This is a genomic window from Pradoshia sp. Z5_111 (assembly GCF_058267535.1).
In genome coordinates, this window is record NZ_JBZCPQ010000001.1 from 772,099 (window position 1) to 797,077 (window position 24,979).

Annotated in this window: 19 protein-coding genes and 1 pseudogene; 6 read left to right on the top strand and 14 right to left on the bottom strand. The window is 40.6% G+C overall.

The window, feature by feature from the left end; translation table 11 throughout:
* Positions 1-162: 162 nt before the first annotated feature.
* Genes AC4D4A_RS03810 through AC4D4A_RS03825 form a run of 4 tightly spaced genes read right to left on the bottom strand, consistent with a single transcriptional unit; the run spans position 163 to position 5,278 of the window.
* Positions 163-1,854, bottom strand: a complete 1,692-nt coding sequence (locus tag AC4D4A_RS03810; RefSeq protein WP_490994644.1) for an ABC transporter permease — start codon at positions 1,852-1,854, stop codon at positions 163-165.
* A complete protein-coding gene (locus AC4D4A_RS03815; RefSeq protein ID WP_490994645.1) occupies positions 1,851-2,954 on the bottom strand; it encodes an ABC transporter ATP-binding protein in 1,104 nt (367 codons plus the stop codon). The genes AC4D4A_RS03810 and AC4D4A_RS03815 overlap by 4 nt, the downstream gene beginning before the upstream one ends.
* 14 nt (positions 2,955-2,968) lie before the next feature.
* The gene (locus AC4D4A_RS03820; RefSeq protein ID WP_490994646.1) at positions 2,969-4,060 is read right to left on the bottom strand and encodes an extracellular solute-binding protein; all 1,092 of its coding nucleotides are present in this window, start codon (positions 4,058-4,060) and stop codon (positions 2,969-2,971) included.
* Positions 4,061-4,072: 12 nt separating this feature from the next.
* Positions 4,073-5,278 (bottom strand): ROK family transcriptional regulator, encoded by a 1,206-nt coding sequence (locus AC4D4A_RS03825; protein WP_490994647.1) that lies wholly within the window; start codon positions 5,276-5,278, stop codon positions 4,073-4,075.
* A 296-nt stretch (positions 5,279-5,574) separates the two neighbouring features.
* On the opposite strand from AC4D4A_RS03825, the gene AC4D4A_RS03830 reads away from it, so the two are divergent.
* Positions 5,575-8,169 (top strand): NEW3 domain-containing protein, encoded by a 2,595-nt coding sequence (locus AC4D4A_RS03830; protein ID WP_490994648.1) that lies wholly within the window; start codon positions 5,575-5,577, stop codon positions 8,167-8,169.
* Positions 8,170-9,205: 1,036 nt separating this feature from the next.
* Here AC4D4A_RS03830 and AC4D4A_RS03835 read toward each other — a convergent pair.
* Genes AC4D4A_RS03835 through AC4D4A_RS03845 form a run of 3 tightly spaced genes read right to left on the bottom strand, consistent with a single transcriptional unit; the run spans position 9,206 to position 11,365 of the window.
* Complete coding sequence (locus tag AC4D4A_RS03835) at positions 9,206-9,793, bottom strand: TetR/AcrR family transcriptional regulator (protein WP_490994649.1); 588 nt, start codon at positions 9,791-9,793, stop codon at positions 9,206-9,208.
* Positions 9,794-9,847: 54 nt separating this feature from the next.
* Positions 9,848-10,591, bottom strand: coding sequence for an SDR family NAD(P)-dependent oxidoreductase (locus tag AC4D4A_RS03840; protein ID WP_490994650.1), 744 nt, complete (start codon positions 10,589-10,591; stop codon positions 9,848-9,850).
* A gap of 21 nt (positions 10,592-10,612) precedes the next feature.
* Positions 10,613-11,365, bottom strand: coding sequence for an SDR family NAD(P)-dependent oxidoreductase (locus AC4D4A_RS03845; protein ID WP_490994651.1), 753 nt, complete (start codon positions 11,363-11,365; stop codon positions 10,613-10,615).
* A gap of 136 nt (positions 11,366-11,501) precedes the next feature.
* Here AC4D4A_RS03845 and AC4D4A_RS03850 point away from each other — a divergent pair, with 136 nt between their 5' ends.
* The gene (locus AC4D4A_RS03850) at positions 11,502-12,311 is read left to right on the top strand and encodes an SDR family NAD(P)-dependent oxidoreductase (protein ID WP_490994652.1); all 810 of its coding nucleotides are present in this window, start codon (positions 11,502-11,504) and stop codon (positions 12,309-12,311) included.
* Between the two features lie 205 nt (positions 12,312-12,516).
* Here the strand turns inward: AC4D4A_RS03850 and AC4D4A_RS03855 are convergent, their stop codons facing one another.
* Positions 12,517-13,209, bottom strand: coding sequence for a LuxR C-terminal-related transcriptional regulator (locus tag AC4D4A_RS03855; protein ID WP_490994653.1), 693 nt, complete (start codon positions 13,207-13,209; stop codon positions 12,517-12,519).
* Between the two features lie 96 nt (positions 13,210-13,305).
* Here AC4D4A_RS03855 and AC4D4A_RS03860 point away from each other — a divergent pair, with 96 nt between their 5' ends.
* The 4 genes from AC4D4A_RS03860 to AC4D4A_RS03875 all read left to right on the top strand — a co-directional run bounded on the left by AC4D4A_RS03860 (position 13,306) and on the right by AC4D4A_RS03875 (position 18,171).
* Entirely contained in the window at positions 13,306-14,925 is a 1,620-nt protein-coding gene (locus tag AC4D4A_RS03860) for a flavin-containing monooxygenase (protein WP_490994654.1), read from the top strand.
* Positions 14,926-14,938: 13 nt separating this feature from the next.
* Positions 14,939-15,697: a glucose 1-dehydrogenase gene (locus tag AC4D4A_RS03865; protein WP_490994655.1), complete on the top strand. Its 759-nt coding sequence runs from the start codon at positions 14,939-14,941 to the stop codon at positions 15,695-15,697.
* Positions 15,698-15,750: 53 nt separating this feature from the next.
* Entirely contained in the window at positions 15,751-16,707 is a 957-nt protein-coding gene (locus tag AC4D4A_RS03870; protein WP_490994656.1) for an alpha/beta hydrolase, read from the top strand.
* 729 nt (positions 16,708-17,436) lie between these two features.
* Entirely contained in the window at positions 17,437-18,171 is a 735-nt protein-coding gene (locus tag AC4D4A_RS03875) for an alpha/beta fold hydrolase (protein ID WP_490994657.1), read from the top strand.
* Positions 18,172-18,512: 341 nt separating this feature from the next.
* On the opposite strand, the gene AC4D4A_RS03880 is transcribed toward AC4D4A_RS03875, so the two are convergent.
* The 6 genes and pseudogenes from AC4D4A_RS03880 to AC4D4A_RS03905 all read right to left on the bottom strand — a co-directional run bounded on the left by AC4D4A_RS03880 (position 18,513) and on the right by AC4D4A_RS03905 (position 24,715).
* Entirely contained in the window at positions 18,513-20,516 is a 2,004-nt protein-coding gene (locus AC4D4A_RS03880; protein ID WP_490994658.1) for an ABC transporter permease, read from the bottom strand.
* Positions 20,506-21,273 carry an ABC transporter ATP-binding protein gene (locus AC4D4A_RS03885; RefSeq protein ID WP_066104111.1) on the bottom strand — a complete coding sequence of 256 codons (768 nt, stop codon included), beginning with the start codon at positions 21,271-21,273 and terminating at the stop codon, positions 20,506-20,508. The genes AC4D4A_RS03880 and AC4D4A_RS03885 overlap by 11 nt, the downstream gene beginning before the upstream one ends.
* 297 nt (positions 21,274-21,570) lie before the next feature.
* Positions 21,571-22,587: a sensor histidine kinase gene (locus AC4D4A_RS03890; protein ID WP_490994659.1), complete on the bottom strand. Its 1,017-nt coding sequence runs from the start codon at positions 22,585-22,587 to the stop codon at positions 21,571-21,573.
* Positions 22,584-23,258, bottom strand: coding sequence for a response regulator transcription factor (locus tag AC4D4A_RS03895; protein ID WP_066104114.1), 675 nt, complete (start codon positions 23,256-23,258; stop codon positions 22,584-22,586). The genes AC4D4A_RS03890 and AC4D4A_RS03895 overlap by 4 nt, the downstream gene beginning before the upstream one ends.
* 234 nt (positions 23,259-23,492) lie before the next feature.
* Positions 23,493-23,841, bottom strand: a pseudogene (locus AC4D4A_RS03900) (GyrI-like domain-containing protein); the annotation flags it as partial.
* A gap of 376 nt (positions 23,842-24,217) precedes the next feature.
* On the bottom strand, positions 24,218-24,715 hold the full coding sequence (locus tag AC4D4A_RS03905; protein WP_148629657.1) for a hypothetical protein: 498 nt from the start codon (positions 24,713-24,715) through the stop codon (positions 24,218-24,220).
* Positions 24,716-24,979: the final 264 nt, after the last annotated feature.

A 24,979-nucleotide genomic window follows, 5' to 3' on the forward strand; every position in this document is an offset into this window, starting at 1 on the left:
TGGGGCTGGGTCATGTTTTGAAGATAATATACTATAAAACTTTGAAGCTAGAACCTTCCAGTTCGACTTCCTAGCCCAGCCAGGCCAATAAAAGTTAGAGGGCAGCTTTTATGCTTTCTTGTCCTATGTTTGTCGGGGTTGTACAAGGCGTTTCCGCTTTTCTTACGACAAGGAATTTTCGGCTTTGACGCCAAAGAACTTGTTCGAGATGAACAGGACGACGGCGATCAAGGTGATCTGAATCATCCCATAGGCTGCGGCCTGCCCCATATTGAACATGCGAAGCTGATTCATGATTTCAATGGATATCGGGCGGTTCGACAGCGTGTAAAGAAGGACGGATGTCGGGAATTCCCCAACCGATTCTACAAAGGCAAGAAGTGTACCCGCAAGCACTCCCGGCATGATAATCGGGAGGATGACCTTCCTAAAGGTGTAGAACCATTTCGCCCCGAGGCTCCGCGCAGCTTCCTCAATCGAGTCGTCAAGCTGCTCGAGTACTGCGTTCGTTGAACGAACAACGAGCGGGATATGCCGAACAAAGTAGGCCAGCGGCAGAATCCAGAACGTCCCGACCAAAATCTGCCCGAAGGAAAACGGTGTCGGCTCGTTGAAAGCAAAGATCAGGTTCATCCCGATGACGGTTGCCGGTAAAGCCCACGGTATCATCACGAGGATGTCGACGAAGCTCTTGCCCACGAACTTCCTTTTCACAAGGAGGTACGAAGCGAATATACCGAACACGAAATTCCCGACCGTTGCAATCACCGACAGCAGCAAGCTGTTTTGGAGCGGTTTGAAAATATTTGGGTCCTGGAAAAGCATCCGGTAGTTTTCAAAGTTGAACACACTCGGATACGTCTGCCATGTCCACGTCCCGTCAGGCACAAGTGACAGGAGCAGGATCGTAAAATGCGGCAGCAGCAGGATAATAACACCGATGATGCCGGCTGTCACCATGAAGGCCTTCATTACTGGGCTCTTCACTTCGCTCCTGTGGGCGCCAATCCCCTTTGTGGCCATCCGGTAATCTTTACGGTTCTGGTACCAGCGCATAAACAATAGGAACGAAATCGACACGACCGAGAGAATGACAGATTGTGTCGCCGCAATCTCCATATCCCCATTGATTTTAGAGAAATAGATTTGCAAACTCAAAACCCGGTAGCCGCCGGCAAGCAGGAACGGCGCGCTGAAAGAGGCCATCGAAATCATGAACACGAGCAGCGATGCGGCAACAATCGCCGGCGTCAGGAGCGGAAAGGTGACCTTCCAGAACACCTTGAATCGGCTTGCCCCCAGATTGGAGGCGGCCTCCTCTAGTGACGGGTCGATTTTATTGATTGCCGACGACACTGTCATATAAAAATACACATACATCGTATAGGCGTGGACGATCAGGATGCCTGAGACGCCGCCAATGCTGAACGGCACATCGTCAAGGCCAAACAAGTCCTTGATCGCGTTCGGGATCAGGCCCGATTCTCCGTATAAAAACATGAACGCCATGACGCCGACCAAAGACGGCAGCACGATTGGCATGATTGCCGCCGAAGCAAAGAATCCCCTGCCCGGAAATTCATACCGATTAAAAATGAACGCGAGGGGAATCCCGATCAGCGCACTGAAAATGACGCTCAGCACTGATATGTACACGGAATTCCAAAGTGCTTCAAGGTTCGTCCTCGATTCTTGGACAAAGAAATCCTGATAATTGGCCATCGAAAACATGCCGTCACGCTGCATACTTTCAATCATCGTTTTCAGCGATGGATAGAGCACGTATGCAATGAGGACGAGCAAGACGGGGATCAGAATCCACAGCGTCAGTCGGTTATCGCGATTTTTTATCATGGCGTATCACCACTTATTGCCACAATGAGCCGAATCTGATCCTCAGGAAGTTCCACCCATACCTCATCCCCCACCTTCAGGTTGGAATAGACGTTATTTAAAAGGCTTGCCTGCAGCTGATGGCCTTGAACCTCGATGACCGTTTGAACGAGCGAACCGAGAAATTCGACCTTGGAGACCTTTCCAGGGAAAACATTCGCACGCTCCTCCTTGCCAGCGAGGATCCTGATCGATTCAGGACGAATCGACAGGGCCAAGCTACCTTTGTTCTTAGTTTTATAATGGAACGGAGTATTGCGGACCTGGAGTTTGAGCGGGGCGCCCGCCGTTTTGGCTGAAACCGTCAGCCTATCCTCCCCCACATTCTCGACCTCCGCTGGAAGAAGATTGATTTCACCTATGAAATCGGCGACAAAATCATTCGCTGGTTCATTATAAATTTCCGATGGCGTGCCAACCTGATGGCAGACCCCAAAATTGAATACGGCAATTCGGTCGCTCATCGAAAGCGCCTCTGCCTGATCATGCGTAACATAAATCGTTGTTATCTTGTATTCCTTCTGAAGCCGCAGAATCTCGCTTCTCATTTCGTCGCGCAGCTTTGCGTCCAGGTTACTTAAGGGTTCATCAAGGAGAAGGATCTCCGGTTCGATTACCAACGCTCTTGCAAGGGCGACCCGCTGCTGCTGGCCTCCGCTTAGCTGACTGACCTGACGCTCTGCGTATTGCTCCAGCCTGACTTTGCGGAGCACATCCGCTACCCGGGCCTTGACGGAACTTGACGTTACCTTCCTGACCCTCAAACCGAACGCGACATTTTCAAACACCGTCATATGAGGGAAAAGGGCATAATTCTGGAACACCATGCCCGTATTGCGTTTTTCAGGAGGTACGCGCGTCATATCCTTGTCGCCAAAGCGTACAATACCCTTAGTCGGATAATAGAAGCCCGCGATTATCCGGAGCGTTGTCGTCTTGCCGCAGCCACTCGGCCCAAGAAAGGTGAAGAACTCACCATCCTTGATGTCGAGATTGAGCTGATCAACGGCCACTACTTTACCAAAGGCTTTCTGGACATTATCTATTGTTATTGACGCCATACCGGGTACACTTCCTATTCTTTAATTTCTTTCTCTCCACTCTTGATGTTCTCATCCCAATACTTCATCCAGCCGTCACTTTGCTCCTGGAAAACCTTCCAGTCGATGTCCATCGGCTTGATTTCTGTTTCGGTGATCCACGCAGGGAGGTCCTTTACATCTGTCCTTGTCGGGATCCGGTAAAATTCCTCAGCGAGGATTTTCGCCGCTTCTTCTGTGTTAACGAACTCATAGAAAGCCTCTGCGGCCTTCGAATGTTTTGCGCCCTTCACAACAGCGATTCCTTCCGTAAGGACCGGCGTTCCGCTTTCTGGAACGATAAATTCAAACGGATAGTTCTTGTTTTCCTTCAGCATGACGACATCCGGCATCGCCCATACGGATAGGAGGCCTTCTCCCTTGGCAATCTTGTTGTACATCATCTCAGGGTTTGCCGCGTATTCCTTCGTGTTCGCATCTAGCTTTTCGAGCCATTCGTAACCAGCCTTTGGATCATTCGAATCCTTGAAATCGCGGTAAATCATCGCGGAGAAGATTGTCCTCATCGTGCCGGAAGCCAGTGGATAGCGGATGATGATTTCATCCTGCCATTTCGGGTCAAGCAGTTCATCCCAATCCTTCGGCGCTTCTTCCTTTTTCAGCTCCTTGCTGTTGTACATAATGACCTCAGGCGTCTGGCTTGTTCCAGACCAGTGCCAATCCGGATCATAAAATCCTTCTTCCAGGCTGGCAGCATAGGATGGCTCATAAGGCTCAAGAAGCCCTTCATCTTTAGCCTGATCAAAGTTGGTTGATGGAGCTCCCCACCATACATCCGCCTGTGGATTGTTCTTTTCAGAACGGACTCGGTCAAGGATTTCCTGCGAGCCCATATCGAGCCACTCCACGTCAATCCCGTATTTTTCTTCAAACTGCTGTTCGAATTTGGATAGAATGTCCTTGCCGTGCGGAGAGTAGACAACAACCTTGTCTTCTAACTCTTCTTTTTTACCGCCACCTTTACCTTCAGAACCCCCACCAGTTGATTCAGAGCCACCGCAGGCAGACAAAAGGAGTACCGCGGACATCGATACCGCCGTGAATATGGACCATTTTTTCTTTTTCATCTTAATTCCCCCTTACATAGTTTGAATGATGCTTTCATGCTCACGCAAAAACATCGAGACGGATCCAAGGACGCCTGCATTGTCTCCAAGTCCGGAAATATTCAGTTCAACGGAGCTGGGCAAATACTGGCTCACCGTTTCTTTCAGTCTCGGCAAGATAAAGTCAGCGGATTTCATAACACCTCCTCCAAAGATGATGACTTCCGGATTTAACAGGCTGGCCGCGTTAATCACCCCGTACGCCAAATGCTCGATCGATTCCTCCACCACTTCTAGTGCAAGCCTGTCGCCAGCCCTGGCAAACTTGAACGCCATTTCGCTAGGAAGCTCTCCGGCAGCCACCTCCTTATAGAGAGGATGCTCCGGATACTGCCGAATCTTACTGGTCAGCCTCTCGCCAATCGCCTTGCCTCCGGCTACGCTTTCAAGGTAGCCGTATCGATGGAAAACAGGTTGGAAATCACTTTTTATATGTTCCTTGTCCGTGACCATATAGCCAATCTCACCCGCAGCAGAGGACGATCCTCGATACAGCCGGTTATTAATGATGATACCGCTGCCGATGCCTGTGCCGACGGCGATAAACAGGATGTTTCCCTTGTTTTTGGCATTACCAAGCCATTGCTCCCCGAGCGCAGCGACATTCACATCATTGTCCACATAGACAGGGTAGGGAAAATATTTCCTCGCTTCGGCAAGGAATGGATAGCGAACCCAGTCAAGGCTTGGCGCCTCGATGACGACCCCGTTCTCCGTATCAGTGATACCAGGCACGCCGGCGCCCATCCCCCAAATCTGCGAGGGATTGATGCCGCTTTCTTCAATCATCTCCTCGACTTCCTTTGAAATCTGCCTCAATACGCCCGTCTTCAAGTACTGTGATGTCCTGAAATTTGAAGAAGCGACTATATTTCCTCCAAGATCGGCCAAAACTGTCTTGACCTTTGTTCCACCTATGTCCGTGCCGACGACATAGCCAGCTTTTTCATTAAATTGCAGCTTGATCGGCCTCCTTCCCCCCTGAGCGGTAGATTTGCCACTCCCTAGTTCACGAACCCAGCTTTCCTGGATTAGTTCATCAACAAGTGCAGAAACAGTCGGCTTGCTGAGGTGAATCCTTGCGGCGATTTCCGACCTAGAAATCGAAGAGTTGTTCTTAATGCACTGCAATACCCTTTTCTTCTTATTGTCTCGCACATGGTTCGAAGTTTCCCTCATAACATCACGGCCTTAATCAGTTAGTAAGTTTTCAGAATCAACTAAAATATACTAAAAAATACAAATGTTTACAATACATAATATTAAAAATATTCAAAATTATAATGCGGCTAGTTCAAAATAATTATTTTTAATATTCAGAATAGATTTTATTTACTTCAACTTCCTTTATATGGTAAATATAGAGAAGGAATACCTTTTAGTTGGTTAATTTCTGTAACTAACTTCAGTACCTAAAGAGTAAAGGAGGGTGTAGCGTTTCTGGTCAGCCACCAAATATTGAAAGGGGTAAAAAGATGAAGAAGTTCCTTAGTGGATTCCTGTCTGTCCTACTCGTCATGTCGATATTCCCATTCTTCCAACCTGCTGCCAGCGCAAAGGAGCCTGATGCTGAACTCTGGAGTGCAGTCAAGCCGCTCGGCACCACCGTCACCTTCCTTAATACCGGCGCACACCCTGACGATGAACGGAGCGACCTGCTCGCCTATCTGTCTCGTGGGCTGGGAGTGAAAACAGCCAGCCTGATTGCCAACCGCGGTGAAGGCGGCCAGAATGAAATTGGGTCAGAGCTCGACAATGGCCTTGGCATCATTCGCTCCCGAGAAATGATTGAAGCAGCGAAGATCACCGGTGTCAAAGCCTATCACCTGAGTGAAACAACATCTGATGCCATTTACGATTTCGGCTTTTCAAAAGGCACAGAAGAAACACTCGAAAAATGGGGTGAGGAATTGACGTATGAGCGCCTCATTCGTTTTATCCGTACTTATCAGCCAGATATTCTCATGCCATCATTCCGTAATGACGCAAGCCAGCACGGCCATCACCGCACGATTTCGATCCTGAGTGAAAAGGCGTTTGAGGATGCAGCCGATTCGTCTGTATTCCCTGAACATCTGAGGGAAGGTCTCAGCGTCTGGCAGGTGAAGAAATTTTATCTTCCTGCTACTTCACAGGCCACAGCCACTACGTCGATTGAAATCGGCGATTACGACCCGATTTACCAAATGTCTTATCCGCAGCTTGGCGAACAGTCCCGATTCATGCATAAAAGCCAAGGCATGGGCAACGACATCCCTGTTGCCCCCCGGCAGAGCCATCTTGAACTGATCAAGTCTGCTGTTGTTGCAGATGGAGACAACGACCTGTTCGCCGGAATTCCGTATGACTTTTCCGAATGGGCCGATGAGCTGCCAAGGAAGGAAAGAAGCCTAAAGCAGCAGTTCTCGAAACTCCAAGACAGGCTTAACGGCATCATCGACAGCTACCCTGACAATGAGGAGATATTTGAAGAAAGCCAAAAAGCGCTCAAGGAAGTCCGGGAGCTAACTAAGAAAACAAAGCGGGTACGGTTAGATGCACAGCTGAAAAACGACCTGCTCCACAAGCTCTCCCTCAAGGAGGAACAGCTGCAGGAAGCAAGCTTTGAAGCTTCCGGCCTTGAGACTTCCATCGACTCAGGCGTGGATATCCTAACAAGAGGCGCCAAAACCTCAATCAAGGTAACTCTAAAAAACAAAGGAAGCGAGACATTGAAAGGCATCTCTGCCTCCCTGACTGCACAAAAAGATTGGAAGGTTCAGGAATCAGATGAAGGGAAAGGCAAGGAGAAAGGAAAGCATCGGGGACATGACAGAGGGAAAGACAAAGGAAAAGATCGCGGCAAGCACAACAAGGGGCTGACCTTGAGGCCGGGCCAGACTGAGACGGTAACCTTCACAGTCCAGGTGCCAAAGGATGCGAGCTACTACCATGCATATGAGGAGCCAGCGATCCAGGCGGCTGTCAGCTATGAAGCAAACGGAGCAAAAACAGCCCATCCAGTTGAATTCGGCGAAACCATCGCCGTTTTGCCTGACTTAAGCCTGACGCTTTCACCTGAGGATATCGTTGTAAATACAGCAAACGTCCAGGATGAAATCCCTGTGACCGTTAAGGTGAAGAACAATCGCAACGGTAAAACCAGCGGACAAGTATCCTTGACATTGCCTGATGGCTGGACCGCAGCACCTGCTAAAACGGCGATCAACCTCAGCAAGCAAGGGGAGGAAAAAGAAGTACAATTCAAGCTCAAGCCGCCTGCAAAGGTAGAGGCTGGAAGCTTTGAGGTCGAAGCGGTCGCCACAGCTGACGGAAAGAAGTTTACCGACACCATCCAGGAAATCAGCTATGACCATATCGGCACCTTCTATTACTTATATCCGGCTGTTGTCAACGGAGCGGCGTTTGAACTTGCCACTGATGAATTACTGAACATTGGCTATATCGACAGTGGCTTTGACCAGGTGGCCGATTATCTCACCAATGCAGGAGTTGAAATGACCAAGCTGACAGAAGCTGATCTCGAGAGCGGTGACCTGAGCCAATACGACACAATCGTGACCGGAATCCGTGCCTACTTGTCCCGGAGCGACCTGGCGGCAAATAATGAGCGGCTCAAGGAATACGTCGCTAGTGGCGGCCATCTTGTCGTTCAGTACCATAAACCGAATGACGGCTGGAACGCCGAAACTACAGCACCGTATCCATTGACAATCGGAAATCCGTCCATCAGCTGGCGTGTCACCGACGAGACGGCCGATGTAGAAGTACTGAAGCCAGAATCGGCGCTGTTCAACTATCCAAATAAAATCGGCACAGAAGATTGGGACAATTGGGTTCAGGAGCGAGGACTCTACTTCCCAATGGCCTGGGGACCGGAATATGAAACATTCGTGAAGATGGCCGACCCTGGCGAGGACCCGTTCGAAGGCGGCATCCTCATGGCTGAATACGGCGAAGGAACCTATCTTTATACGAATCTCGTCTTCTATCGGCAAATCCAGGACCAAGTACCCGGAGCCTACCGGATTTTCACCAACTTGATCAGCTATAGCGGTAGCGGGGAATAAAAAGAAGAATAGGGGCAGCTACGGCGGCCCCTATTTTGTATCTGTATCTATCAGTGAATGTTAAATGGCATATTTATATAATACTTTTCATGATTAATCTCAAATACCATATAGGCCGATGTCCAAACTGATTGAGCACATCTTTATTAGCTGGAAGATTCAGATTCGAATCATCATGTAATTTCTATCATGAACTTCCTTTCCCGGCTTTAATTGAACAGGTTCAATTAGTTCATCCTACATTTACCTATTAAGATAAAACCGCGAGAGTCCTTTTGAAAATAACCAAAATACTGTATTGTAATATGACCGTCAGTCATGTTAGTAACTGTAAAATCATAATTCCAATCTCCACTCAAAATCATTGCCTTCTTCGTACATTTCTAATGTGTTTAATCGCCAATTTTATCGAATAAGGGATGTTTTTATCATCAAAAGCAACCATATTGGCTGTTATTTCTTTATATGGTGTTTTAGGCAAACCCTCAACATAATCACTCGAACAGGCTGATAAAAAAATGAATATTAGTGTGATGGAGCAAATCTTTGCTGATATATGACACCATCCGTCCTTTCAGTGGGTATTCGAACGTATCTTATATGTAATGTAACTCAATTTCTCTTATAATAGGTACTTCAGCTCCTGATACAACACCTAGTAGACTACAAGATCCATCCGACTTTAGGTCAATACCAAAGACAAAGATAGTATCCTACCCCCACCACAAAAATTGTACAGAATTACTAGAAAAAATGGAAGTAAGCGCTTCAGCTTGTATAAATAATCAATGGAAACCTGAATTAAAGATGTTTGGACTCTATTTATGGTTTTGTTTTGCATTATCAGAATAGTAAATCGAGGGTTGGGTCGCCCCTGTCGGAATCTAAACCATGCATATTGTGCTATCTTATTAAACCTCTTCTTTGAATTTCTGTAGATGCTTTCAGAGCTCTAGGTAAAAAGCCACTCTATTGTCAATAATAGAGCGGCATTTAAACAGAACTTTCAGGAGGTTTTCTTGCCGAATTGTATCATTTAAGGCAGTCTTTTTATATACGGTCCATTTAAAGAAAGTTCGATAAGAGTCTTAGCCATATCGATTGCCGAGGTCTCATAATTGGTTTTAATCCACCATCTCACACTTTCCAAATAGGCTCCTGCAACATAAGCAATGATAAGCTGCTCATCTACATGAATTAAATAGGGACGAGTTTGCGAAAAATAAATCCCATCTTTTACATATTCCTTTATAATGTCTTGAATACCATTTATAAATAATGCATCAGGTTGATAAATTAGCAACGTCTCATATGCGATGTTGTTTTTTTGAATATGCTGAAAAAGCAAAATTAAGTTTTCTGGCATTTCATCTTTAGATATGACATTAAGTGGCTTAGGATTTTGGATTGTTAAAGCTTCTTTTAATTCCATTAGTAACATGTCTATTAAATCCCGACGCAACTCATTTATATCCTTATACAGTTTGTAAAATGTCGGTCTAGTCACTTCTGCTTTTTGGCATACTAGTTGAATGGATAATTTGTCATGTCCCTCAATTAACAAGGATAAGTATGCTTCATGTAATTTTTCTTTTGATTTCAATTGCCGTGGATCTATTTTCATTATTATCACCTACTTCTCTATAGTAGCATGAAAAGAGTAGGCGATTAAATAATATTATAATGCAGTCCATCCACCATCAATGACTAATTCAGCACCAGTCATGAAGCGAGATTCATCTGATGCTAAGAAAAGCACACCGTTTGCTACGTCTTCTGGTTCACCCATATAAGGTAACTGTGTATGTAGTGAATAGTATGGCATGCTTGCCTCCATAGTATGAGCAGTCATTGGAGTTACGATAATCCCAGGGTGTACAGAATTTACACGAATTTTATCTTTTCCGTATTCGACAGCTGCTGATTTTGATAATGCTCGCAAAGCACCTTTAGCTGCTGTATATGGGCTTGAACCAGCCATTCCTACAATACCACCGATTGATGAGATATTAATCACAGAACCACCGCCTGCTTTTTTCATCTCAGGAATCGCATACTTCATACCAAGAACACACCCGTTTAAGTTGATATCCATTACCCAATTCCATTCAGACATTTCCATGGTTGAGAAATTCTTGTTAATGGCTACACCTGCATTGTTTACTAGTACGTCCACTTTACCGAATGTTTCAACGGCTTTCGCAACAACAGCCTTCCATTCTTCTTCAGAAGCCACATTATGCTTCATCGCTAACACGTTTCCGCCTGCAGCTTTAATCTCTTCAGCAAGCTCCATTAACTTTTCTTCATTCACATCAGTCGCTACAACCTTTGCCCCTTCTTTTGCGAACATTCTCGCTTCAGCAGCGCCCATTCCGTTTGCTGCACCTGTAATAATTGCTACCTTCCCTTGTAATCTCATGTTTCTCTCTCCCTTTATTAACTATAGTAATAATGCTCCACCATCAACAATTAATTCAATTCCAGTCACAAATTGCGATTCATCTGAAGCTAAAAATAATACAGCATAAGCAATATCAGATGGTTTACCGAGCTTATTCATTGGAATTGAAGCTAAAGTATAATCACGGCTCTTTGGATCATTTGTAAACTCCGCAATCATAGGCGTGTCAATGACACCCGGATGAACCGAGTTGACACGTATATTATATTTACCATAGTCCAATGCTACATTTTTGGTTAAAGTACGCAAACCACCTTTTGAACTATTGTAAGCTGGATTACCTATACCATATATTCCTGATAATGAGGAAATATTGACGATACTCCCTCCCCCATTTTTCTTCATTTCAGGTATTACAGCTTTCATGCCCAAAAATGGACCACGTGTATTGATATCTAATATAAAATTCCAAGTTTTCTCGTCAATCTCTTCAATGGTTTGACCAATCTGTCCAGTTACTCCTGCATTGTTAATTAAAATGTCCACTTTACCGAATGTTTCAATAGCTGTACTCACTACTGTTTGCCAATCTGCAGTGGACGTTACATCATGTAATACGGCAATCGCATCACCACCTGCATCTTGAATTTCAGTTACAACTTTCTGTAAAAGAGCATTTTGAATATCTGTAGCAACTACTTTAGCACCCTCTTTGGCAAATAATCGTGCCTCTTCTGCCCCTTGTCCACTTGCTGCGCCTGTAATTATCACAACTTTATCTATCAACCTCATATTCCTAACCTCCCCAATTCAATCATTTTGTTTTACAAAGTGTAAATTAGTTCATATAATCAAGTTAGCAAAACGTATATAAAAACACAATTAATAGATACGTTTTTTTCCAAAATTATAATAGGGGGATTTCACAATGAATCGTTTAAAAGACAAAGTGGCCATCGTAACCGGTGCTGCATCTGGTATGGGAGAAGCTACTGTAAAACTATTTGCAGCCGAGGGAGCAAAGGTTGTAGCAGCAGATATAAATGTTGCTGGATTGGAAAGAGTAGTTGGTGAAGTTAAAGCTGCAGGTGGAGAAATTATAGCAAAACAAGTTGATATTGGTGACGAAAAAATGATTAAGGACATGATCCAAACTGCTGTCGATACGTATGGGCGTTTAGATATTTTACACAACAATGCTGCACGCTTAGATTTCCAAAATGATTTGAATGTTCGTGATATGGATGTATTCGAATGGGATGAAACAATGCGCTATAACTTAAAATCAGTCATGCTTGGAACAAAATATGCAATTCCTTTCATGCTCGAAAATGGCAGCGGTTCCATCATCAATACAACCTCTATGGGTGGTCAAGTTGGTGAGATGACGAAATCTGCTTATGCTGCTGCAAAAGCTGGGGTTATTTCTTTAACTCGTTCAACAGCCGTACAATTTGGGAAACAAGGCATCCGCTGTAACGCCATCGCACCGGGGATGGTTCTGCCAAAAGACCGGATTGAAAATGCACCTGAAGCTTTAAGCGCTCTAATCGACATTTACAAAGACGTTAAGTTATTAGATCGTATCGGTGATCCTATGGATATTGCAAACTTAGCATTATTCTTGGCAAGCGATGAATCATCATTTATTACTGGTCAAGTTATCAACTCTGACGGTGGTATGCTTGCACAAAACCCAACTGTAAATGCTGTGAAAAATGCTAATTTAAGTTGGTAATCCCCCTCTTTACAAACCATAAATAGTATTCTTTAACTTTTATATTAGAAAGCTTACTTAAATTAATTTGAGTAAGCTTTTTTATATTTGAAGTCTATAAAAGACAAGCTGAATTGTAAAAGCGTAGTAAATCCCGTAGTTAGCATTCATAGGATTATTCTCTCATAGATAGAACTTGAATTTAATAGGCTAAGTACTCCATGTATTAGACCAAACCTAATTTACAAAGCTTTACAATTGCTTCAACACGATTTTGTGACTGCATTTTTTTTATCGCTGATTTAATATACTGATTCACAGTTAAATCACTCAATTGAATAAAATCGGCTATTTCTTTTGTACTTTTTCCTAATGCTACATACTGCATTACTTCAAGTTCCCGCTTGCTTAAGGGACAAATTTCTGAATCTTTAGGTTGTAGTACAAAAAGTTCCCCTGTTATACGTCCAAATAATGTAAACGCTTCCAAAAGAGTATTTGAAATTTGGAAATCCTCTTCAAACTCATCCCCACATATATAGCCTATTGATACATTCCCACAAAAGATCGGGACAACGATAAATTGGTCAGATTCTTTGTTTGTAATATATTTGCTCGGCATTAATTTTAAATAATCGACCCCCTTTACATAGAGCGCACGTCGTTCTCTTAAAGCTTGCATAATAATTGGTACGTTACGAAGGTCCTCGGCATATTGCGTTATAAATTTATAATCATCCATTTTAATTGCAATAATCCCTTCCCCTATTTGAAGAATAGGAGAATAACGAAGTAAATATGCACTTTTTACGGGAAAGCTCTGCATGTATGACTCAAGTAGCTTTATGTATAATTCCTCTTGCGTATGATTGCTGCGCAGTGAAAAAATGTTTTTTAAAAAGGTAGTATATGCATGCAAGTTTCTCCCCCCTTATTTAGTATAGATTACCCTAATCTAGAGGAATTTTCAATTTTCTGAATATTAATTAAAATGTAATACAAAGGAGGAATCATTATGCAACCTAATAAACAAGTAGATGCAGTTGTTGTAGGTGCTGGATTTGCTGGAATCTACATGCTTCATAAGCTCCGCGAGTTAAACTTAAATGCTATCGTCTACGAAGCTGGAGCTGAGGTTGGCGGTGTATGGTACTGGAATTTATATCCTGGAGCAAAATGTGATATCGATAGCATTTATTATTGTTACACATTTTCCGAGGACCTGTATAAAAAGTGGAATTGGACATCTAAATACCCTAAGCAACAAGAAATTTTAAACTACTTAAACTTTGTAACAGATGAATTAGATTTAAGAAAAGATATCCAATTTAATACGCAAGTAGTAGGCGCAACATTCGATGAACGACAAAATGTTTGGGAAGTACGGCTAAAAAATGGAGAGGTCGTATCAACGAAATACTTCATTTCCGCAGCCGGGTGTTTGTCGGCAACAAATTTACCTAAAATTGAAGGAATCAATCAGTTCAAAGGAGAAGCGTATCATACTGGAAAATGGCCGAAAGATCCTGTCGACCTTACTAATAAAAGAGTAGGTGTTATCGGAACAGGCTCTAGCGGTGTCCAACTAATTCCTGAGGTTGCAAAAGTTGCGAAACAATTAACTGTGTTTCAACGTACAGCCCAGTACGTCTTACCAGCAAATAATTATGATTATACAGAGAAATTTATTGATCAATCGAAAGAAAACTATGTAGAAACTCGTAACTTATTACACTATTCCTCATCTGGTAGTGCTATATCTATTGGCAATAAATCTGCATTAGAGGATACAGCCGAAGATCGAGAAGCTGTGTTTGAAGAAGCTTGGAATACAGGTGGTTTTAATATGACGTCTACCTATAATGACTTGATGGTCAATGAACAAGCTAATGCATGTGTGTCGGACTTTATACGCAATAAAATTAAAACTATTGTTCAAGACAAGGAAACAGCCGAATCTTTATTACCGAGCTATATGTATGGTGTTAAACGGTTAACCTTAGGGACGAACTATTATGAAACGTATAATCGCTCAAACCTCCGTTTAGTCAACTTACGCAAAACACCAATTGAAAGAATTACCGCTTCCGGTATTCAAACGACTACAGAAGAAATACCATTAGATGTCATTATATACGCAACAGGCTATGACGGCATGACCGGTCCTCTGCTAAGAATGGATATTAAAGGAAGAAACGACATATCATTAAATGATAAATGGCAAGGTGGCGGTAATGTTCGGACATTTCTCGGTATAGCCACAAATGATTTCCCAAATTTCTTTATGATTACAGGTCCAGAAAGCCCATCAGTTATAGTAGTCATGCCTACTGCTATCGAGCAGCATGTAGATTGGATTAGCAATTGTATCAATTATATAGAAAAGCAGGACATTGATGCGATTGAGCCTTCGAAAGCGGCTGAGGAAGCCTGGAGCAAACATAATCGTGAAGTAGCGGAAATGACTCTATATACAAAAGGAGACTCATGGTATACCGGTTCCAACATCGAAGGGAAACCTCGTAGTTTCCTCATTTATTTAGGTGGTTTTGATCATTACCGTGCGAAATGCGATGCAGTAGCTGCTGCAAATTATGCAGAATTTCAATTGTACTCATCGATTTCAGAAAATTAAAGGATGTGAAGAAGTGATACTACATGAGAAAGTAGTGATTATTACAGGTGCAGCACAAGGTATTGGCAAAGCCACCGCACAGCTATTTGTAGAGCATGGCGCAAAAGTAGTTGTAGCGGATATCCAAATGGAAAAGGCAAATGAAACAGTAAATGAAATTATCGCAACCGGTGGAAAAGCAATAGCCGTAAAAGTTGATATTACGTCAGCAAGTGATGTTGAAGATTTATTTCAACAAACATTAGAAGCTTATGGAAAAGTCGATATTGTTGTTAATAATGCAGGCTTCATGGACAATTTCTCTCCGATTGGTGATATCCAAGATGATTACTGGGCTAAAATCATCGATATTAATTTAACAGGTACAATGCGAATGTGTCGTGCTGCGGTTCAAATATTTTTACCCCAAAAGCATGGAGTCATTATTAACTTAGCATCATCGGCTGGAATGAGCGGTGCCCGTGCAGGCGTAGCATACACAGCAGCCAAGCATGGTGTCATTGGTTTAACAAAAAACACAGCATTTATGTATGCTGATCAAGGTCTTCGGTGTAACGTATTAGCACCTGGTGGTGTTAATACAGAAATGGGCACCGTATTTAATAATCCAAATGAATTAGGGCAACAAAGAGTAGGATCAGGTGCTATGAATGCACCAAAGATAGCAGAGCCAATTGATATAGCCAATGTCATTTTACTTGTGGCTAGTGATCAGGCAAGCTTTATTAATGGTGCAGTCATTCCTGTTGATGCTGGTTGGTTAGCTTATTAAACATCGCACTTTTCAATAAATATAATGTAAGCGTTATCAAAGGAGGAGTACTTATGATTAAACGTGTTCACCCGGATTTACGAGAATTGTTAGATGCTTTCCCACCTTTAAATTTCGAATACTTAGACGAGGTGCGTGAAGGAATGGCAAGCTCTCCAAAACCACCGATTTCAGATGATATGGATGTAGTAGATCAAATGATTGATGGTCCAGATGGTGATCCATTACGTGTGCGTATTTATAAATTAAAAAGTGAGACTAATACATTGCCTGTATTGTTGTGGATTCATGGTGGTGGTTATGTAATGGGCGTACCAGAAGGTGATGATGGATTATGTCAGCGTTTCGTAAAAGAAGCAGGCTGTGTTGTAGTGTCTGTTGATTACCGTTTAGCACCAGAGCATACTTATCCAGCGCCTTTGGAAGATTGCTATAGTGCATTGAAATGGATAGCTGATAATAGTGAAACTTTAAATATTGATGTGAATCGTATAGGTATCGCAGGCTCAAGTGCCGGTGGTGGCTTAACTGCAGCATTAGCGTTATTAGCAAAAGATCGTCAAGGCCCGCATTTGATTTTCCAAATGCCTTTATATCCTATGATCAACGATTTAAATGATAGTTTCTCAAACAAAGAAATTAAAGGTAATTACGTATGGAATCATAGCCTAAATGAATATGGATGGTCGATGTATTTAGGCGATTTAAAAGGAAGTGAACATATCCCTTATAGCGCGGCACCTGCTCGAGCAACCGTTGAAGATTTACAAGGCTTACCGTACACATACACTTGCGTAGGTCAACTCGATCCGTTCCGTGACGAGACATTGCAATACGTAACCAAATTAGCACAGGCAGGCGTTGATGTCGACTTTCACTTACATGCTGGTGCATACCATGGCTTCGAGTCATTAAATCCACACGCTGACATAGCAAACAAAACAATTCAAGAATATATTGATGCCTCAAAATATGGATTGCATCGAAAGATAGAAGTAGAAGTAAAATAGTTGTAAAGACTGTGCTCTCACCCAGCACAGTCTTTTTATTGATTTAGTAGTATCGAAAGGATTTCTCTCCCGAAAGCTTTCTTTCATCTAAAATAATCTGAATTTCCCTCTCCCATTCAACTGCATCTGTAATCACAACCGGGTTCATTCTTTACCGCCTTTTATGTATACATCCGTAACCCCCTATTACCTCAGTATTATAGATGTGCTTGCTATAAAAGATTTAGGACTCGACTAGCCTCAAATATATTTCTACTAGTTGCGAAAGCACCAGTTTAGCTGACGGCATCTATGTCCAATGACACATCCCTTCCCTGGCTGCTGATAGCTTAAATTGAGATAAAAAAATTCAACAAAAAGTCCTGGCTGAATTATATAATACGAATGCCCCATCCGTATTAAGGTTAACTGATTTATAGAATAACCCTTCCTCCCACTAATTTCATTTGTTAACTCGGATTGCTTGTTTATCGTAGCTGAAATCAAGTAATTATGAAGATTTTGACCCTTTCACTGTTTTAGGGATTAACCATTAATCTCTGAATATTTTCGAATGTTTAAAGAGTGGGCAAACTGAAAGATATTTGCGGTGTTGACTTACAAATCTTACTTGATTAAGAAACCGAATCACCTGCTTTGTTGGTTTGGAAAGAATTTATACATAGCACGGAAGCTCTTTATGCTAAAATTGAAATTGTATATCATTTATGAAAGAGAAGAAGGCATTTTATGAAGAAAATTATTACAATTAGCTTAAGTATACTATTGATTATTTTAGTGTTGGGTCTTACAGGATTCTATTTTTGGTCCCAACAAACGTACAAAGCATCAGAAGAAGTTACATCATTCGTAAATCTAGATGACAATCAGATGGAAGAAAACTGGCTTGTGTTCGAACCTATTGAAAAACCAAAAAGTGGGATTATTCTTTATCCTGGAGCAAAAGTAGAGCCTGAAGCATATAGCTACTATGCCCAGGGTTTAGCGGATAAAGGTTATTTGGTGATTGTCCCGAAAGTCAACCTGAACTTTGCCCTACTCGATATTAATCAAGCGGATTTAATTATAGATGAGTTCAACGATATATCAAATTGGTATGTAGGCGGGCATTCACTTGGCGGCGTAGCCGCAGCATCTTATGCATACGAACATCTCGAAGATGTAAAGGGTTTAATCTTATTGGGTTCCTATCCAAGTAATTCTAGTGATTTTTCAGAAACTGACCTCCCCACCCTCTCCCTGTATGCCGAGTTTGATGGGTTAACAACAACTGATAAAATAGCTGATACAAAACATTTGCTTTCGTCTGAAGCAACTTTATATGAGGTTAAAGGCGGAAACCATGCCCAATTCGGAATGTATGGAACGCAAGATGGAGACGGAAAATCCACGATTTCAGCAAAAGAACAGCAGGATGAAATAATAGAAGAAACATTAAAATGGCTGAATCAATATCAAAGATAAGGCCGAAGTTACTTTTTACATATCGGATACTGTAATAGCCCACCCGTTATACGGGCGGGCTATTAAACTTTTATCTTTCATTTTAGGTAACCGCGCCTCACAAGCGCTATTATTTCTGACTATTTTAAATAAAACCCATAGTCTCTTCACAGATGTTTTTCAATTATTCAATTACACTACTAATATTCTCGAACCATTATTCCTTTTACTAGTATGATTCCCCATAGATTCAGATATTCGTTCTGAAACAGTAAATTTTGCATTTAAAAACACCTACAAGCCCTAATTTAAACAGTAAAAAAGCTGTGCCAAAACAACTCTTTTTTGACACAGCTTCTCTTTTAATTTTTCACAATGCGCTTGTACCCTGAATATGTTGCTATGAAATAACCGCCATATACAATAACCATAATTAAAGCCGTAAACAAAGCCGGTATGAAAACGGAAGGTTGACCCATCATCAGAAGTTCCTGATTGACCACTTTAATTCCAAAAATCGAATGGATGATTGCTAAAGACAATGGCATCATGAAGTAAATAAATACCTGACCGAATATAGCCTTGTTAATTTCCGTACTTGTTACACCTATTTTTCTTAGCATGCTATAGCGCTCCATATTATCACTCGCTTCAGATAACTGCTGAAGCGCCAGTACAGCTGCACTTGAAATGAGGAACACAATCCCAAGATAAATACCCATAAAGACAATCATTGTAGACGATCCAATACTTTGGTCATACAACATTTGCTTAGTCATTACGTTGACATAAAAACCATATTTAGAATAAACTTCTTCATTTTGAGTTAAATGATAAAGCTCGTCTTCATTCACTTGACTATTACTACTGTAATTAACATTAGACAGTGACATAGTAGGTGTCATACCTTCAATAGCTTGATCTGGAACAATCACGGTAAATGCAACTCTTCCTGGATAATCATTTATATATTGTACATACTCTACTTGACGATTAACAATCGTATAATCCATAGCGTTCAATTGAATGGACTGATTTTCTTTAATATAGGCATTCACTGCATCAAAATAAGTCTCATCATCTGATATGAGGAGTACTTCTCCCTTATTAAACGTTTTCGGTTCAACGTCTTGCATTTGCAAAAGCTTTACATAATCAGATTCTTTCATCAATAAGATTTTTTTACGAGAGATTGCCATATCAAAGTATTGTTCTAACTCTGCATTTGCAAAAGGACGCAATAATTCGTTATACGTAGAATCCGCTTCATATAATTCAAAGGAACTATTTTCACCCATCTCATCCAAGTCCATACCCAATATTTCAATCGCTTGATCTATATTCTTTATTTGCGTATCTTCTTTTCCATACAGGTAGAATGTTGCATCATACGGCACTTGATTTACAAGCTGTTTTTCTCCCGCCGCTTTTATGCTAAATCCTGTTGATAAAACACCAATTGTGAAAAAGAGCATTAAGCAAATGATAGTCATGGATACAAAGGTTGTATTTACCTTGCTGCTTATTTGGCGTAGAACAAACATATTTAAGCCTTTAAAATATAAAGTTTTATTTCTTTGCAGCATATTAAGTACAAATCCAGAAAGAGACATAAAAAACAAAAACGTTCCAAGTGACCCCAGTCCAACGCAGGTCCACGTGACAGTCAAACTTTCTGTTAAACCATATTTTAAAATAACAGTATAAGCGATCCCAAGAGTAATGAAGGATAAAACAAAGAACGCGATTGATGTTGATATTTTTCGGATCTTCAGGCTTTCATTTTTTCTAGCGGCTGTTAGCAAGTCGATGAGCTTATACTTCGAAATCACTAAACTATTAAAGATCATAACGAACAGAAAGATAATCCCAAAATAGCTCATTGTTTTAAACATCGCTTCACCTGAAAAGACAACTTCGAACTTTGTCATATCTGCCTTAAATAACGAAACCACTAGAACGGACAATCCTTGAGATATAAATATTCCCAGTAGTAATCCGGCCATTAACGATAAAACACCTATAAAAAGTGTTTCCATTACAACTATTAACGATATACTATATTTACTCATACCTAGCGTCATATAAATTCCGAGCTCTTTTTTTCGTCGTCTGATTAAGAAATTGTTTGCGAATAAAATCAGAAACCCTAACACAATCGAAACAAAAACAGATACTATTGAAATTAATTGTGTTATTGATTGAATCATTTCCGACTGACTGGCACTTAAACTAGACATAGCAGCCGAAGCTGAAATCGAATTAAAGCTATAAAATATACAGACTGCAAATGTTAATGTTAAGAAATAAATTGCATAATCCTTGAAGCTTCTCTTCACATTGCGAGCAGATAATTTAAATAACATTATTCGTATCACCTCCGAGAAGTGTTACCACCTCAATGATACGGCCGAAAAATTCTTTCCTCGTATCATCACCTCTCACCAGTTCATTAAAAATCGCCCCATCTTTAATAAACAAGATTCGATGTGCATAGCTTGCTGTAAACGCATCATGTGTGACCATTAAAATTGTAGCCTGGAACTCCTTATTTAATTTTTCAAATGAATCTAGCAGTAATCGGGCAGATTTTGAGTCAAGAGCTCCTGTTGGCTCATCAGCGAGAATTAATGACGGGTTGGTTACAATTGCTCGGGCTGAAGCAACACGTTGTTTTTGTCCACCCGACAGTTGATATGGGAACTTATTTAATACCGCTGTAATCTCTAATTTATCGGCAACTTCATTTACTAGCTTTGTAATATCAGCCGGCTTACGACCTTGTATGGTTAAAGCGATTGCGATATTTTCAAACGCTGTTAATGTATCGAGCAAATTAAAATCCTGAAAGATAAATCCTAGCTCATCCCGGCGGAACTTCTCAAGCTTTCCAGCCTTTAATGTCGTAATATCCTGACCATTTATATGAATATGACCCGTTGTTACATGATCAATTGTAGAAATGCAATTCAACAGTGTCGTTTTCCCGCTGCCTGAAGGACCCATAATACCAACAAATTCCCCTTGTTTTACATCAAAACTTATATGATTAATGGCTTTTGACACATTTCCTTTATTACCATAGTATTTTTCTATATCTTTTACTTCCAAAACTGTATTCATAACAACCTTCTCCTCTCTTTTATGCTTTTAGTATATCCCCCCTACAGCAATACAAATATTGAAGTTGGTTGCATAAACCTTACATTTTTGAAAGCTACCAGTTTAGTACCGTGTAGATTTGAATCCTTCGTCTATGGAAAGGAAAACGACGGATGGAGATAATTGATCTTAACTTTTCGGTGAGAGTGGCGAATTACATGTCAACTTGCACTGGAGATTGATGGCTAAAACCACCATACAAATTCATACCACAAATCAGTAATAATCTTATTTTCGTAATAAAAAAGAGCCTTTCTCTCAAGACTCTAATAAAACCAATTTACTTTTCGGGAAAATGATATTTACCTCGGTTCCTACATCCTTCTGTGATTTGATCGTAATCCCTAAATGCAGCTTATCTACCAACATTTTGCAAAGATATAGACCGATGCCTGTTGACTTTCTGTATATGCGTCCATTTTCTCCTGTAAATCCTTTTTCAAATACTCTTCCGACATCCTTTTCATCAATACCAATGCCATTATCAACAATATGAAGTATAAGATTATGCTCATGATTAGTCGTATAAATAGAGATGAAACTATTTTCTTTATAACAATAATTAATACTGTTAATGATTACTTGATTCACTATGAACTCAACCCACTTTTCGTCACTATAGACCACATCATCTATCTCTGATAACTTAAGCTGAATCTTTTTATGAATAAACGCTTTTGCATTTCGCTTAATTACTTTGGAAACACATTCTTTTAAACGAAATTCCTTCACAATATAATCCTTGCTGGCACTGCTGCTTCTCGCATAATACAAGGCCTGTTCAATATAATCCTCAATCTTCGTTAATTCCTCAGTTAAGCCAACAATCGGACCACCTTGATAATTCTCAATTATTAGCTTACTAGATGCAATCGGTGTCTTAATTTCATGGACCCACGCTTCAACATACTCTTGGTATTCCGATTGCATAGTCTTGTAGTGGTTGACATATTCATGCACCTGCTTGTCACTCGTCCGTAAAATGTCATATAAAATCTTTCCTTCTAAAAAATCAGGCTCATCCATAATTTCAGATAGCAAATATTTTTGATCAAGATTTTCAACATTTTCTATTACCACATCATAAAAAGGTTTTTTCTTCATAAATTCAAGAAAATAAGATGTAAGCAGCGGACCAAACCAGCCTAACCCGACTATAGCAATAACACCCTTTTGTATAGAAATAAAAGCTAAAAATAATGCTACCGTCATAAAAAGAAAAACATTAACCGTAATAAAAACGACTCTTTCCTTTAAAAATGCCCACAATGTCATGACATGATATACCCCAATCCTCGTCTCGTTTCAATCGGGTTTTCCATACCGATTGCTTCTATCTTTTTACGAAGTCGAGTAATGTTAACAGATAGCGTATTGTCATCCACAAATAAATCAGATGACCATAGATCCTCCATCAGCTGTTCTCTAGAAACAATAATTCCATTATTTTTCATTAAACAATGTAAGATTTTTAATTCATTTTTTGTTAGTTCCTCTTTCTTGCCTTGATAGGAAATTGTCCCATTAGCCAAATGCAGCTTCAAATCCTTGTAAGTCATTACAGCACTTTCTTGTTTTGCATATGTCCTTCTTAAAATATTTTCAATGCGTGCCAACAAAATTTGCGTGTTATACGGCTTCGTAATGAAATCATCTGCGCCTATATTCATGCTCATCAATTCGTCAACTTCCGTGTCTCTACTTGTCACAATAATAATGGGTACCTGAGAGTATTTACGGATTTCGCGACAAATATAATAACCGTCGTACACAGGCAAATTAATATCCAATAAAATTAAATGAACATCATCCTGACTTGCATAGTTCATGACATTTTGAAAATCATCCGGTGCTTCCACTTCATAACCATAATTTTTTAAAAATGCGGTTAATTCTCTACGAAGCGTCTCTGCATCCTCAATGATTAATATTTTTGCGTTTTGCATAGTGATCACCCCTTAACGAGCTTTTCAATTGTTCATTCTTGAGCAACAAAAATCCTGCACCCTACAATGAAGCTAGGCTGTATTTTATATTTAGTCAATAGCTCATTTTTCATTATATTACTTTGAATATTGGATTATCGTGTAGAAAAACCCAAATAAATGATGTTTATCTTATCACAAATCAGATAAGGTTTGGAATTCTGCAATTCAGGAAATGTCCCTGCTCCTGCTCCGTTACCGTAAAGGAACTAATATTTCACACAAATGATTATCAATCATTTGTGAAGTATATCTTTCTATAATTAGTTGTTCTCTAATGGATAGATTATTTCTTTCTATCTCCGAAAAAATATTGCCCCAAAAATTAACTGACTGCCTCTTTTGTATGATCAAGCGAGAAAACAGCGTATTTCCCACCAGGAAATTTACCAACATGAGCTGGTTTTACCACATTAAAATCTTTATTTTTAACAACGCAAACTTCATAACGATATTCCTCTTTAGGAGTAATCTCTGGGTTATCTTAAGGTATACCTAAAATTGTAGAATTATCAAATACTCCATTCAATTTTGCCGACTTTTTAATAATTAGAGTATGCTTTAATTAATCAGTTTCTTTGTCAACTGCCCGTTGATAAGCCTTTTTAATTCTGCTACATTTTATTTTAAAACTGGATTTCTTGTTGCTCCAAACATTTCCCAACCTATTTGTTCATTTACAAAAATAAAAGGAGAAACAGCATCTTTTGCCATTCTCCTTTTTATCATTTCATTGCTTGCATTTCTACTTCCGAATAAAGAGAAAGAGTGAATTTCCCACAAGTTCTTCGGCTCAGCATCAAATAAGTCGTTTGGTTCATATCATTTTATTAAATTTCTTGCTAATCAAAACATATTCACGGTATACACAAGGCTTTCCACCTGTATCTTGTTTAGTTCCTTTGCAATTGCTAATAATCTTAATCAGAAAAGGACTTTGTATACTTAGGTAGCAAGTACCGGAATATCACCAACGCATGGACAATCCCAATTCCTGCAAAAAGAGCCCTCACAAACCATTCCTGCCAAAACAGTGAGATACCATTCATATCGCCCCCACCAAAAAATCCACAAAGTACGCTCAAATATAGCGGATCAAGCAGTAGCATGACTAGTGAGGTATACCATGCGATGGTCCGGAAAACCTTTGATTTTACTGAACAGATTGGTTTACAAAATATAATAAGAAGCCAACTGAAAACAAGAGTTGCAATCGCACCCGCCAGACAGAAAATTCCCATCTGAATATCTGTCATCAGGGTATGATATACATCCACCTGAACCCCAAGCCCCATGAAATTAATTTGCTTAAAAACCCCGTAATAAAAAGCTACTAGGAGGTGCGCTCCCTCATGGATGATATAGTAAATGATAATAGCCGCAATAATTCCAATATATTGTCTTACACTTCTGCTCATAATAGTCACCTATCTTACTTACCGTTATACTTTTGTGAATGACAAATCTTTAAGCGAAACAATGCCTATTCAACAAACTCTTAACCAATCATCAGCCTGTGATTGGCTAATGATCATGTGCATTGTTTTTTTCATTTGTATGTTAATTCACAAAGGTAGTATATTGCATATAGGCACCTAAAACAATACATTTTTCTATCTACACCTCTTTTTGCAGATTCACTAGAGTACTCTTTAAATATAACCATAATACCGTAACCCCAG